General features: G+C 51.3%; 12 protein-coding genes and 1 pseudogene. 5 read left to right on the top strand and 8 right to left on the bottom strand.

Annotated features, from left to right (window positions below):
• The first annotated feature begins 72 nt into the window (after positions 1-72).
• Entirely contained in the window at positions 73-873 is an 801-nt protein-coding gene (locus ACGSLL_RS06550; RefSeq protein WP_394504243.1) for an isocitrate lyase/PEP mutase family protein, read from the top strand.
• Between the two features lie 101 nt (positions 874-974).
• A pseudogene (locus tag ACGSLL_RS06545) lies at positions 975-2,065 on the top strand (bifunctional transcriptional activator/DNA repair enzyme AdaA).
• 169 nt (positions 2,066-2,234) lie between these two features.
• On the opposite strand, the gene ACGSLL_RS06540 reads toward ACGSLL_RS06545, so the two are convergent.
• A complete protein-coding gene (locus tag ACGSLL_RS06540) occupies positions 2,235-2,600 on the bottom strand; it encodes an NIPSNAP family protein (RefSeq protein ID WP_394504241.1) in 366 nt (121 codons plus the stop codon).
• Between the two features lie 396 nt (positions 2,601-2,996).
• Between ACGSLL_RS06540 and ACGSLL_RS06535 the strand changes: the two genes are divergently transcribed.
• Positions 2,997-3,710, top strand: a complete 714-nt coding sequence (locus ACGSLL_RS06535) for a hypothetical protein (RefSeq protein ID WP_394504239.1) — start codon at positions 2,997-2,999, stop codon at positions 3,708-3,710.
• Between the two features lie 345 nt (positions 3,711-4,055).
• Here ACGSLL_RS06535 and ACGSLL_RS06530 read toward each other — a convergent pair whose 3' ends face one another.
• A complete protein-coding gene (locus ACGSLL_RS06530) occupies positions 4,056-4,637 on the bottom strand; it encodes a hypothetical protein (RefSeq protein WP_394504237.1) in 582 nt (193 codons plus the stop codon).
• A 372-nt stretch (positions 4,638-5,009) separates the two neighbouring features.
• On the opposite strand from ACGSLL_RS06530, the gene ACGSLL_RS06525 reads away from it, so the two are divergent.
• Entirely contained in the window at positions 5,010-5,675 is a 666-nt protein-coding gene (locus ACGSLL_RS06525; protein WP_394504235.1) for a hypothetical protein, read from the top strand.
• 460 nt (positions 5,676-6,135) lie between these two features.
• Here the strand turns inward: ACGSLL_RS06525 and ACGSLL_RS06520 are convergent, their stop codons facing one another.
• From ACGSLL_RS06520 to ACGSLL_RS06500, 5 genes are all read right to left on the bottom strand, one after another.
• Positions 6,136-7,344: a HEPN/Toprim-associated domain-containing protein gene (locus tag ACGSLL_RS06520; protein WP_394504233.1), complete on the bottom strand. Its 1,209-nt coding sequence runs from the start codon at positions 7,342-7,344 to the stop codon at positions 6,136-6,138.
• Between the two features lie 269 nt (positions 7,345-7,613).
• Positions 7,614-8,702, bottom strand: a complete 1,089-nt coding sequence (locus ACGSLL_RS06515) for a UvrD-helicase domain-containing protein (protein WP_394504231.1) — start codon at positions 8,700-8,702, stop codon at positions 7,614-7,616.
• Positions 8,695-10,293 (bottom strand): ATP-dependent nuclease, encoded by a 1,599-nt coding sequence (locus tag ACGSLL_RS06510; RefSeq protein ID WP_394504229.1) that lies wholly within the window; start codon positions 10,291-10,293, stop codon positions 8,695-8,697. The genes ACGSLL_RS06515 and ACGSLL_RS06510 overlap by 8 nt, the downstream gene beginning before the upstream one ends.
• 101 nt (positions 10,294-10,394) lie before the next feature.
• Positions 10,395-11,147, bottom strand: coding sequence for a hypothetical protein (locus ACGSLL_RS06505; protein WP_394504227.1), 753 nt, complete (start codon positions 11,145-11,147; stop codon positions 10,395-10,397).
• Positions 11,144-11,407 carry a hypothetical protein gene (locus tag ACGSLL_RS06500; RefSeq protein ID WP_305386850.1) on the bottom strand — a complete coding sequence of 88 codons (264 nt, stop codon included), beginning with the start codon at positions 11,405-11,407 and terminating at the stop codon, positions 11,144-11,146. The genes ACGSLL_RS06505 and ACGSLL_RS06500 overlap by 4 nt, the downstream gene beginning before the upstream one ends.
• 564 nt (positions 11,408-11,971) lie before the next feature.
• Between ACGSLL_RS06500 and ACGSLL_RS06495 the strand changes: the two genes are divergently transcribed.
• A complete protein-coding gene (locus ACGSLL_RS06495) occupies positions 11,972-12,601 on the top strand; it encodes a sce7726 family protein (RefSeq protein ID WP_305386852.1) in 630 nt (209 codons plus the stop codon).
• Here the strand turns inward: ACGSLL_RS06495 and ACGSLL_RS06490 are convergent.
• Complete coding sequence (locus ACGSLL_RS06490; protein ID WP_305386853.1) at positions 12,598-13,662, bottom strand: beta family protein; 1,065 nt, start codon at positions 13,660-13,662, stop codon at positions 12,598-12,600. The two genes, ACGSLL_RS06495 and ACGSLL_RS06490, sit on opposite strands and share 4 nt — an antisense overlap.
• Between the last annotated feature and the right edge of the window lie 34 nt (positions 13,663-13,696).

Genomic DNA, 13,696 nt, shown 5'->3' with positions numbered 1-13,696 from the left:
GTGGAGACGTCGGTGTAGTCAGCTTACGATGCCGCGATCTGCATCTGTCTTCTCTCACCGGGGTACCACTGAATGACGCCACTAAGTGCGGTTTTCCGCAACCTTCACCAAGATAATTTGTTGGTACTCGCCAACGTGAGCGATGCTGGCAGCGCACGTATTGTCGAGAGCGTAGGGAGTAAGGCAGTCGCAACCAGCAGCGCCGCCGTTGCTTGGGCGAATGGATACCAAGATGGCAATCAACTTCCCCTAAAACTGCTGACTACTACAGTTGAGTCAATGGTTCGAGTGCTTACAGTCCCCCTCACGGTCGATGTCGAAGGGGGCTATTCCGACGACCTTGACTGCGTAGTTAGGGCTGGAGCGGTTGGAATCAACATTGAGGACGGGACAGGTAGCACCGATCTGATTTTGCGAAAAATCGAAGTGGCAAAGAAGGTAGCAAACAAGCATGGAATCGACCTGTTCGTGAACGTACGAACTGACGTTTATCTGAGAAGTTTGGTAGAGCCAGCGCGACAATTGGCAGAGACCCTCTTCCGTGCATCGCTGTTCGAGCAAGCAGGTGCAGACGGCATTTTTGCGGCTGGAATGGTTGAGAAAAACGACATTGCTACACTGTGCGAGGCAACGTGGCTACCTGTCAACCTGCTTGCCTGGAACGGCCAACCCGGCATGGATGAATTAACGAGTCTAGGCGTCAAACGGCTAAGCGCCGGTTCCAGCATTGCTGAATTCTTATACGGCGCCAACAAGACGGTAGCCAAGAGTTTCTTGCGAACGGGAAAGCTTTTCGAGTATCCATTGGACGCATATACCTACAGCGACCTGAATAGCCTCATGGCAGCAAAAGAACACCTAGGCGAAAAGTAATCTTTGCCCTATTAATCTGTGATTCGCATGAAAATCGCCGCTGTTTTCCGCACCCTCGAAAGCGATTTTTCACACCCATTCGAGGACGAGGCTACGCTCTAATGAGATCTTACAATCACGCTCTTCCGCCCAGAAGCGAGATGGTAAATGCAATGCTATGCAGCGACACCGCCTATGAGGGCGTTTTTTTCACTGCTGTCAAAACTACAGGTATTTTTTGCCGCCCTACATGTGGTGCACGTAAGCCAAAGCCCGAGAATGTAGAGTTCTTTTCGCAGGCCAACGAAGCGATGGCAGCAGGTTATCGGCCTTGCTTACGATGCAAGCCATTGGATCTCGCGGCTTCCGCGCCAGATTGGGTCAAGGGGCTACTGGCCTCTGTATCTGCATCACCTGACGCTCGCTGGAGTGATGCTGAACTAACTACACGTGGTATCGATCCGTTACGCTTACGCAGGTGGTTCAAACAAAATTTTGGCATGACTTTTCATGCATGGATGCGTTCTCGAAGGCTCGGTGTCGCCCTAGGCAGGATTTCTTCGGGCGAAACGCTGGATAACACAGCATTTGACTTAGGATACGAGTCATTGAGTGGCTTTAGAGATGCTTTCAAAAAACATTTCAAATGCCCCCCGGTAAGGCAACTGAAACGTCGCTACTGCTTTATCGCCATCTGACTACACCGTTGGGCCCAATGATTGCCATGGCAGAGGAACAAGGTTTGGTACTGCTCGAATTTCTTGACCGACCGGCCTTAACCGCTGAATTAAACGAACTGCGTGGGCGTCATGGGTATTCAATTGCGCCTGGCGAGCATCTCTACATCAAGCAGATCGAAGCTCAGCTAAAACTTTATTTTGATGGAAAACTAAAAAGGTTTTCAGTACCGCTCCATATGCCAGGCAGCTCTTTTGACAGGCTTGTGTGGGCAGAGCTTCTAAAAATCGACTATGGAACCATTTCAACCTACGGAGCCATCGCTAGGGGCATCGGTAAGCCAGGTGCAAGCCAAGCAGTGGGCAATGCAAATGGACACAATCGCTTATCTATTGTCGTGCCCTGTCACCGTGTCATAGCGACAAATGGTGCACTCGCCGGATATGGCGGAGGACAGCCCAGGAAAGAATTTTTACTGCGTTTGGAGAAGACTGCTTTGCAAATGACCCAACAGAACGAATTCCTGTTGAATTAGTTGCTAAGCAGAATATACGCAGACACAACGTAAGCTTCGGGTAACACACCTTGCTTAGGTTTTTGCTGTTATTGCCTCAAGGCTGAGTATTATTAGCGTAACCGTTCGGCCAACACATCTTCCTGCCCCCTGCGCTTGGGGCTACGGGGTCTGCCTTTGTCGATGTCAGCTATGCGGATCGAGCTTCGGCTCTAGATAGATCTGCGGAAGCTCTGATGGCATCAACTGCGCCTTGAGCGAGCGCCATAACCGTCGTTGTACTGATTTCAATCCGACTGATAATGTCTTCTCTCGGGCCGTGTATCCAGGCAGCACTTGCGTAAAAAGCATCTTGAGACACTTGGCGATGGCTCTCGCTTTCATAGGAACGAATCAGGTGATAGCTGTCACAATCATGCAATGAGCAGCCATAAGAAACGACATCTATGCCAGCTTCAAAGTGACGTGGAACGCTCACATTCTGCATTATTTGATGAAAATCCAGTCCCGATCCTGGTTTTAAGGTGTACATCAGGATTTCAATAATTCGAGTCATTCCAAGTCTTCCAATGTGGAGTTCAATGTGAGCGTCCGTACATCCAACTTACTTTATTAGACGGTAGTCCAGCTAGATGACTTGGCCGGACGCATACGTCGATCCCTCTGTGCGCCTCGGTCAGTAGCTATCTCATCAAAAAATCGAAGTGATCTGAATCGGTGTTTGGCCCTCGGTTAGCGGCTGATAGGTAATGCGGGTAGCTCCTCATCACAGGCGCAGTACGCAGCCATATTCATACATCCGCTGTCTGCGCAGAGGATCCTGAGCTACTGGCGTCCCTCCCGAAAAGGGGCTTTCGCCGGCCTGCGGCCATGCTATATGGTGTCATCCTGCCAGCAGCTTAGCGTTGGAAGGGGAGAAATCCCTGCTCATTTCACAAGGATAGTTTTGGTCATGACCTACATTAACTTGCCCAGTAATCAGCAAGCTGCAATCAGCGACGTTGACGAGACGGTGCTTCGGGCAGCAGTGCGAAAGTGCCTAGATGAAGAGCGTATAGGGCCGATTCAGGGCCTCGGGCTCAGTGACTGTGGGCCCTACGTGGGCGCCAAGCTTCGTGCGTTTCACCAAGGGATCACTGAGTACAGCAAGTCCAAGGCCCATGCTAAGCGCGAACGGACTGGGCAAGATGCGCTGCGCGCCGGCAGTGACCTCGTTGATGCGGTGCAGCAAATGAAGGGCCGGCTCGAAACTGAGCGCCAAGAGGGGGAGCTGTTCTTCATCGATGATCAGATCAGGCCGCCTTTCCATCTCGGCAAGCGGCTATCGGTGCCTATCTCGTTTCGCTGGCGAGCGTCGCCATCTGCGGACTGGAAGCACGGCTATGTGACTTTCGTCTATGATTTCTCCCTTCAGCCGAGTTACACCTTGCCGCTGCCCAAGCGCAAACCCAGCGCGGCACAGGTAGAGAGGGATCTTGAAGACAGTCGCTACCGAGAGTGGGAGCGTTTGAAGGCTCAGGCGCTCTTCTCGATGAGGGAGTTCTTCCGCGATGGCGGCGATGGGGATGGTGTGCCAGAGCTATTCGCGGTGAGGCCTAGTCCCTACGGTGGGGGCTTGAATAACTTCAGCTGTAATTTCTGGCAGCCCGAGAAGCCGGCACCATAAATCTGGCAAGGCATCAGCTTCGGTAATTGGGGCAGATGTGTACAATCATTAGCGTACCAAGTCTGCGTGGGCCGGGAGCGCTAGGCGATTTTTGTCTCAACTGGAGTAGTTTTTGCCCCGGTTTTGTTGGCATACGCTTCATCTAAAATAGCCGATCCTCACTTCCCATCATGGGATTTCACCTTGTGTAACGCGGGTCGTGACGCTATAGTGGGTGTGCGGGAAAAATAAGAGCAGGGCTCCGAGATCATCAGGCGAAATTGGATCTGGAGTGTGGATTGCACGGAGACGCCATCCGTGTGGTAGCGGCATCAGACTTCGGTCTTTTGGCATGTGACCCAACCCCTAGGGGTTAGCTAAGCAAGCGCTGCGACTACCATCCCGCATATTTTCTTCAGTCAAGGGCGCCAAATCTGGCGCCTTTGGCGTTTCTGGGATTTGAAAACCCTCGATCACGCCCACTGCCTTCCCGTTCGGCGTACGGTTGCGATAAGCCGTCACCACGCTGTAATAGAGCTGGTCATCGCCGATAGGCCAAGCTGCTAATACTGCACACCCTTTGCGACCCCGGAGCACGATCAGTCGCTCGTTCCCCTTCATTGAGTCGAACTCACAAACGATGTTCGTTCCATGCACGATGATGTCAGACACAAAACGCGGTACGTCATAGACCGTTGGGTAGCCCCACTTTACAAGGTCATGCCCACGCTCTTGCCAGATGTGGCGTACACCGAAGCCTTTGTGGGGCCCGATATGCTTGCCCGCCCTGAGGTAGATATCCCCGCCAGGCTGCTGTAGCAACTGGCTGGTAACCTTCACCAATCCCCAGGATTCCAGGCCTGTGGTGGGGTGAGCTATGTTGAAATCTTCGTGATGGTCGAACTCGACCGGTATCGCCTGAGGCGGCGGCGCCTTGAAACGTGACATGCCAGCAATCCTTAACTACCTGATGGCTCCATTCTCACGTCACGACTGGCCGTGTCAGAACCGCACTTTCCCATTTTACAGAATTTAGTGATGCCGATGGTCATTGGGTGTCTGCGGCGAGGACACCGGATGGAGAAGCTGAGTCGGGATGATCCCGTGGGGGTTGAATGTCGTCATTCGTGAAGTCCTGTATGTGGGCTTGGCCCATTTTTTTGTGATTGGGTGATCCAGTCGTGGGGCTTGGCTCAGCTGCTCTGCCAGTGGAACACACGTTTGCGGCGTGGGCTCGACATCGGCGGGTGAAGCAACGATAATCGCTGTTCGTGGGTTTGTCACCTGTTTTAAAAAGTAAACGTACTGAGGTGTGTAAACGTGTCTGAGAGCAAGGTCAAAAAGGCAATCAGCGTTCGATTCGATCCAGTGGAGTATGCGAATTACTCAGCTATGGTCGAAGATGCGGGGGTAGCCGTAAGCGACGGCCTTCGCTATCTGGTCACGGAAAAGCTGCAGCAAGCGCAAGCAGCCGACATGAAGGAATTTCATATCAGCTTCGATTTTCGATGGAAGGAGCGTGACGTTGCTTTTCCTGAGCACATCGGAAATATGCTGGTGACGGTAACCCCTCCCCGCGAGCTATCGGTCGATTTCTTACAGCGGCTTATTTTTGTCATCCCAGAGTTTTGGGATGACTCTGGATCGGGATTGAAGGAGATGTTCCGCATCGACTCAGCCTATTTCCACAGAGTCACGGCAGATTCCCACCATAGAACGAGCGCCAAGGCCTCAAGAAATGTCCTGAGCTTCCATCTCCTCAAAAGCCGATGGAGAGCTGCCATATTCGACTATGGCAGCGCGTACAAAGCAGAGGAGCTAGAAGATCGAATTCGCTCAGCGGTTACGTCTCACTTTACCCAGACTATCCGGCTTTACCTCATCGATCATCTTCCGGCGTCTCGGGTGCTGCCAGAGGAACTGTTCAACGAGATGATGAGTTTTCGCGACGAAAGCACCCTCGATCAGATGATGGCTTTAGGGTAGATGTCGTTGGGTGTCGCGAGATGCTGTCCCTGGCCAGCGAGGTGTGTGTACCCGTGCCAAGGATGCATAGAGTCTCTCTGGTGTATTGAGCGCCCCTGCTAGAGGCTGCGTGTGGCCGCCACTAATCTATAGGACGCCAGCTCTAACGGATTCAGCTGTTACGCAGCCGGGTATCAATCTTGTGGTGTAGCGGCTGGAGAATTGCATTCCACTTGGCCGCCCGCTTGCATTACCACTGACCAGTCGTTTGCATTCGACGTGATCGGCGAACTGCATGCCTTCGACCGGCTGAAGTCGACCCATTGCAGCCGTTCGTGGCTCTACTCGACTTGGTGGCGGCGTTGAATACCCAGTTGGCATCACACACCCATGTTCCGAGTCCAACTCCAAGTCCAACGGATGCGGTGGCGTTTACTGCGTAGGCAGCTAGCGCGCTTGCTTGCTACGAAGCTCAAAGCAGTCACATCATGATAATTTGGAATCTCGGGTTTGGGCTCCAGTCGCTTTCATTATCATTTTCGTAGAAAAGCAAGTTGTTTCGGATTTGATCGTCAATTTTTTCCAGGAATGAAACAATCGACGATATAAGAGCAATAACGTTTTGCTCTGTTATATTGCGATACTCGCCTTTAAAAGTTTTGCCATTTCTGTGGACGATATCGTGCCGGATCTCAACAGCTTTCTTTAGTTCTAGCGTTTCTTCTCTAGGGAAGTTTACAATCAAAACGTTTTGATATAGTTTTGATGTTTCTTCGATGTTGTGAAAGCTGGTCTTGTCGAGCAATGCCGACACATCTTTTTCAAGCTTTTCAAGCGTCAGGTATATCTCACTAATCTTGATTTTTTTCTGAAACGAATCTTCAAATTCAACATACCTTCGGATTACTGCTTGATTATTAAATATTAATTTTCTCATTGTATCTGATAGATATGTTTCAAGCGCGGTGATAACACCTGCAAACAGAAGCTTTGCAAGTGTATTATTTACTTCGACCGTGTGCACAATGTTTTCTATTTCATGTATCGAAGTTTTAAAAATTTCATAAAGGTATGTGCGCGGCTGAAGGTACTCGATATACGTATCGAACGCAGCTATAGATCCTGCCTTGACGCAGTCTGTGCAGTCCATTATCACTTCGGCGTCGTCAGGAGTAACTTCTAACACTGCGAGCGTGTAGCAGTCGGGAGTAATGCAAGGGAAAGAAGTATATCGATTATCGCTGTTCCATTTGCCAACACTAGTCAAATAGTTTATTGCCGCATCCGTGTGCTGATAGTTATCATGTAGAGCGCGTCGATCTAGCTCCTCATTTACGATGACTTTTAATTTGGATAACCAGTCGTCTAACGTCATTCCGGTAATTGCGTTGCGAAGAGTGGCTACGTCGTCCGGGTAGTATTCTGTTGCAAATTCAAATTCTTTCTCAATATCTATAATGGCTCGCTCATACTCCGATTCTAGGAGACGTCTGTCGCACCCTTGGAGCGCTAGTCGACGACGGGCCGTCGCTGCGTCGGTCACATATAAATACCGCTTAGTACCAATGTTAGCTTCATTCCCTTCCCTAGTTATACGATCGGATTTTTGGAAATACCACTCCGAGAAACACTGACTAGAGTTGCTAAATACTTCGAATCCTTGAATTTTAATGTCATACCAGCTGGACATTACTGCCTCCTTATGGTTGCTAGATCGCGACGCCGGCCGACAAATGCTATGCGTCGATTGCAATTGCTTGCATATCTAACCTGGGCCAGTGTCGCTCGACGGAGCGCCCGAAACAGAGGAGACAGCCAAACATTAGCCTGAAGTTAGCATTTCGCCATTAAGTCGTCGAGCGGCTGCTTTTGGCCGATCAGGGGCGGCCAGCGGGCTGGTCAAATCCGACGCAAACGGCTAGTCAAGTCGAATTCAAATGGGTGGTCAAGTCCATGCAATTACTCAGCGGCGACAGTTGGATGCCAATAGGGGATCTGTGAGGCCCCTGGCTTATCCAAGACAATCGCCACACTTTGCTTGGCCCGTGTGACCGCTACATAAAAATCGGCTGCGGATAGGGGCAAGAGATACTCCCCTTTGCTGATGAACTTGCCGATAGGTTCGGTTGGATAAATCAGCACGCGGTTGAAGGTTTGCCCTTTGGATACCCCAAAGTTCATGTAGTTGAGGTCTAACTCCGTCCCCGAGCGAATGCTGTTGCGCAGGCACTGGGGTTGGAATGTCTCAACGTACTGACGGACGTGAGTCTTCTTCACGAGGAAAACGCCGTCGTGGGGTGTGATCGAGTGATTCTGTGAGGTCGTTTCCGGAAACTCCCAGATTGCCTCGAAGATGGTGTCGGAAAAGGTAGCTATTGTCTGGCAGCACCTCCACGTGACAGAGCTGTAGTTGATTTCCAGGCGGCCTGCTTTCTGCTGTTTTTTGAACCATGCAATGGATTTCGAGTAGGCAAAGGCCTTCTTCATTTGACCACGAGGATTGGTGGACAAGACTGCCTGCCGGACGTCCCCGACGAGCCGTATCTCAATGCGTGTGCCGAACAGCGCCTCCAGGATGTCCCAGTCGTAACCTGAAAGATCCTGAACCTCGTCGATGAGTATTTCGTCGTAAAGGCATTCGAGGCGTTGAATCAAGGCCCCGCCGCTTTGGCCAATCAGTTGGTGGGCCAAGCGTGCTAATTCCTTCGCATACACACTGTCCGACGAATCGAAAAATCGATTCTCACCGCTGGCATATCGTCCTGGATCACCTTCGAAATTGAAGCCCCTGCAGCGCTTGCCGGGGAATGCGAATGGGACGAAGGGTTTGACGAAATGACGCAGCAAAAAGCTGAACCAGCCGGAGACTTCCAAGCCGGATCGGTCTCCGGCATACCGCCTTACGCGCTCGCGCAACTCGATCTGATTGGCCTGGGCGAAGGTGATGAGCAGAACTTTGCGATCGGCTGCTAATGCTTTGCAATGTTCCACCAGGCCTTGAGTCTTGCGAGCACCCGCAACTGCCAGGGTCAGGTAGTTTTTAGCCATGAATGAACGCCGCAGCCGCAGCCATATATGGTGGCGGTGCGACCGTCTCCTTGGATTTGGCGATGAGAAGTGCTGCTTCCGTTTTTTCTCTCGACATCCATTTCTCAAGGCTGGCCCTATCAGTGGCCCCAAGAATATTGCGCAGAGACTCTTCGCTGTTGCACGCCCTCAATTGTGGTTCCAATGTCCTGCCCGCTTCCTTTGCACCAATAAAGAGTTCGCGCTTTCCTGTTTCGAGCAGTTCGCTGACAGTTTCCTTAAGGGTTTCTGGGTCTTCCCCGTCGTTGTCTCGAAGCACTGCAACTGGGCGATCAATGGCAGTACACAGTTCCAGGCAGCGCTTCAATGTCAGTCCGTGCATGCTCATCACATCAATCCCCAGCTCCATCGGGTGCTTACCGTAGAGGTCTTTGAAGAAGCGCTCAAACAAGATCTCGTCCGAGGGGCCTTCCACCAGGACGAGCTTGTGAGCCAGTACCATACGCAACGTGTCGAAGCCTGGCAGCTTTTGGAAATAGCCGACGGTGTCCGGATCAAGCGCCTCGATGTGAGATGCCTTGCCGCGATGCAGGAGGAGCAAGGAGCTCAGGCCGAGGCGATTCAGCACATAGGCACTGTGGGTCGAGATGAACAGTTGACGCTCACCTGCAGCCTCCTCGATGCGCGACAGCAGCGTGGTCAAGCTCGTATGCGACAGATGATTCTCTGGCTCTTCAATCATCACGATGCTGGTCTGCTCGGACAAGCGCTGCATGGCCAGCGAAATCTTGATCGAAGCCTGCTGTCCCTGGCCAGCCAAGGCGAACGGCACATGATCCACGTGTGGTGTGACCGACCCTTCCCAGGAGGATTGAGCACTTTGATCCATGGCCAAGGCCATCACCTGATTATCCAGTGGCGCTCGAATATTCTTGAGGCGATCATTCACGCCTCCCAGGGAGTTAGATGTCATGGACTCTTTGATCTCGCGGTAATGCTGGGAGATCTTGGCTTTCTCGACCGGCTCCAAATGGTCACTTAGGATTTGACGCAGGTGGTAGTCAACGCCTGAGGTCGAGCGGACGGTACGGGAATCGATAGTCGCAACGGCGAGCTGCCGGGGGCGCCTAGTCAGTACCTCATCCCCAAAGGTACGCCATTCAATCTTGTAGTACTCGACGGGGATCAGCGCGCTGGGGTTGATACGCCATTGGGTGAGTTCCTCGTCATACTCAGGGTTGGGAATGACCTTGAATGAGATGCCAGGGCAGGCATTTGTCTTCCTGTCGCTATTGATCGCGCCACAGAGAAATTGCAGCTCAGGTCGATTTTCAAGAAATAGCTCAATCAGGATTTCTGGCAGTGCTGGGTTATCATCCCAATCGCAGTCCTCCAGGAATTGATTAACGAGCTCTTTGTTGAACCAATAGGGGTTCAACTCCTCCTGAGCGGAGCGGCCACCGATACGTCCGTTTAATGCCAGACCAATCGCCTCCATCAGGGTCGATTTTCCCGCGTCATTACCGCCCACAAGGATGTTGAGATCTTTGTTTGGCAGCAGCGTGAAGTCGCCGTAGATCCGATAACCCTGGATTTTGATCTTCGTGATCATCTGCTGTCCTTAGGTGGTGGGTGGAGACCTGGTAGTTGTGGTGTTTTGATTTCGGATCTCTAATGTTCCCATGCGCTTTACAGGAGGTTTAAAAACCAGTGTCAAGAAACAGTTGCTTGAACAACCAAGTTTGCAGGACTGAAGAAGTACAACACTGCAAAAACAGCTAGAGCACCGCCAGCTCGTAGCCATTTTTGGAAGCGAACTTCCATAAAGCCTGGGATCACTGCGCCTATACCTGCGCCTGCCAAGGCTAGAATAGTCCTAAAGACGTTGTATTGGAAATCTGTCGGTGACGGGACAAATAGTGCGATTACCAGAATGGCAGTTAGGAAAATAGCGCCAAAAACAAACGCCAAAATTTTATCTACCATAATGAAGTTTTTTGCCTTCTGTTCAAAACCGTATACCGGGAGTTGGTTGTCTTTAAATTTATTATAAAGTGCTTCTTTTCTGTCGGGCGTAAGGTACAGGCAAACCATTCTTTGCATGTTAGCATAAGCTGTTGGTGTTGGCTCTATGCTGGAAAGATCATTCAGTCCGAGGTTTTTAAATTCAGTTCTAAGAAGCTCTAGGTGCTGTGGTATCGATTCGAGTATCGCAAAGCAATCTTCCGCAAAGCCCTGCGCCCAGTGTTTGCTTTCCCTTGCACCTAATAGTTCGCTATCGCCTACGAAAGTTTCAGCGCTGTTGAAGTAGGCTGTAGCTTTTCTCTGATAGGCTAGAAGAGCATCGCGTTTTTTAGTCTTGTTGGTTCTGTCTTCAGATAGAAAGCTATGTAGTGAAGTGATTAGATCGCTTCGAAACTCGCTGAGTTTTGCACGAATCCCAACTACCTCTAGCTCTTTGATCATCTTGAGGCTGCCTTGGCATCGGCAAGTGCCAAAGTTAGTAGTGTGTTGTAGTCCGAATTGTCGGCTCCACCAAGGGCTAAGAATTTGTGGGCAGGAAAATGCCGTTGAAAGATGATTAAAGCTTGTGTCTGTGTTTTAGGGGCCTTTTGAGAAAAATCTGCTGCCAGACGGGCCAGTTGATCTGGAGTCGGATTCCATTGCCACGGATGGAGAATTCTTTCGATCTTGGCTTTGAACGCCGCCAGGTTGTTGGCTTCCATGGCTAGCCCCTCCTCGCGTCGGCCAGTGCCAGCGCGAGCAACGTGTTAAGGTCTGAGTTATCCGCTCCCTTATATACCCATTCACCGAACCCAGGGCAGTAGCTCTTAACCACTTCAGCCCAATCCGTCTGATTGGCTGTCCGGCCTAGATCCCTGATCCGCTTGATTGCAGCTTTGATGCTGGCAAGCTGAGAGTCTGTAGGCTGGGTAGGTGGAAGGCCGAATCGCATACGCAGGGCGTGTGCTAGTTCTTGGTTTGCAGTCATAAAGCGTCCTTGTTCGATGTCATTCCCTAGATGCAAAAAACGGCAGCGAGGGATAGGTAGTGGGCTTCTACAGCGAGCAAAAGCAGACCTTTGGGCTTTTCCCGCAGCTAGTGCCATTATGATGGCAAATAATTTCGAATCAATGGCTCCTATGAGTCCAGCAATTTCGGCGCGAGCGTTCCATGCCTAGCGGTGCGCAGCATCACGGAGTAAGGTCGGCCAGGGATGAGCAGGTGAGGATAGTAAACACTGGCCCAAGCTTCTATCGGGCGCATCCCCAGCCTCTGGCAAGATGGTCATGATGCAGGTACGGGCTTGTGGCCGTCGACGACCGGATGCTTTTTCGCGTGAGAAGCTTCAACTGTCTGTCTATAATCCGCGCATGTTGAATCCAACCGAAATCCGCCCAATCCTCAAGCAGTGGGTCGCGAAAGCGATGCCCCATGAAGAGAGTGACGTCTTCATCGAGGAGTTGTGCTTCATCGATAAGGCCAGACGCGCCGATCTCGTTCATGCTAATGGGAAGCTAACCGCTTTCGAGATCAAGTCCCATGCTGACACCTTGACACGCTGGGAGGGTCAGCAGCGGGCCTATATGGCGTGCTTTGACGAAGTCTGGCTATGCTGCCATTCAAAGCACTTGGTAAAGGCTCTTGAGTCATGTCTGCCGCATGTTGGCGTACTCGTCGTCGATGACTATTCCGGCATGGCGATGATTCGAAAGGCGAAGCCCAACAAGCTCCAGGATAAATTCCACCTTACGGGGTTTTTGTGGCGTAGTGAGTTGGATGCACTCGCGAACCAGCATGGGGTGCCAACGAAAAGTCGCGACCTCATAAAAGAAGTGCGCCGCCAGCTCAGCGACGCCCTTCCCATGAATGTGATCAGGTCACATGTATTGGTCAGCCTGAAACAACGTTACCGTTAGAGCAAGTCATCGGCATCGAGGTCATCGATGTCGTCAGTATCTACGATGGACTGGATCATGGCGCAGATATGCTGATTGATCCTGTATCCATTCCATGTTCCGTTGTTCCCGTAGCCGGTAGATGTGGCGACAATTCTGCTGTACTCACGAGTAGCCCAGCAAAAATCATCACCGTGGTAACCCGGCAGCCCTCTGATTTCTTGGGCGATTTCAATGTACCGCACAAATTCCTTGTCCGAACCTTTGCGTCGTTGCCACCATTCTGTTGGTGTGTAATAGCAGGCGAAAGGAAGCACAGGCATGCCTCGTATGTATTCCATCGAGGCGGTTGGATTAGTGGCGGCGTAATCCCCATAGACAATATCCGACGCTATGCCGCTGGTATCGACCCTTGCTTGCCACGCAACGTCGTAACAGGCGGAGGAACGTGAAGTGTTTGAGGCCGGCTTATCGATAGGGAAGGAGGTGCTCATCAGCACCAGATTCGGTATCTGATAGGTATTCAGTTGACGCAGCGATACATTGAAATCCGAACCTGAGGCAGTATTGGCCGGGGCTGTGGCGCCGAAATCCAAAATCACCGTCGCGGTGTCTGGGCTTTCAAGAGCATCAAGGATTGATAGTAATCTGTTCCACGAAGTCGCAGTCGGGTTTTCCGGACAGGTAACCCTGATAGCTATATGTGGGAAATCGCGTTGAAGAGCGAGTGCACTTTGGATGACTGCTCGTTGGGGGTCATCATCAACCCAGGAAACCACTGGTATAACGTTCTGGTTGATGCCTGCCACATCTGAGAAGAATCGACGTTTGTTCTCAAACGCACCATGAGGATTATGCAGGTCATTCGTAGTAATGAAGGCCTCAGCAACGTCCTTCGCTACTCTTGAAACGTCCAGAAAAAAAGGATGCTCAGTCCAATTCGCCAGGAATGTTTGTAGGTGTCTGTCCTCGTCGCCTCGCATGTCCAACAGCGGAGCTACGACGTCCCGCCTGTGGTCTTCCAGATTTATCAGCGCCTTAACGTCATTCTGACCAACTCGTAAACAAGCCACGTATTGCATCTTGCACTCCTTGCATGCTGTGAAAAACGGCTTC

It is taken from the genome of Pseudomonas retamae, assembly GCF_043496865.1.
In the GTDB taxonomy this organism is placed as follows: domain Bacteria; phylum Pseudomonadota; class Gammaproteobacteria; order Pseudomonadales; family Pseudomonadaceae; genus Aquipseudomonas; species Aquipseudomonas retamae.
This window is presented reverse-complemented; position numbering and strand designations above follow the sequence as displayed.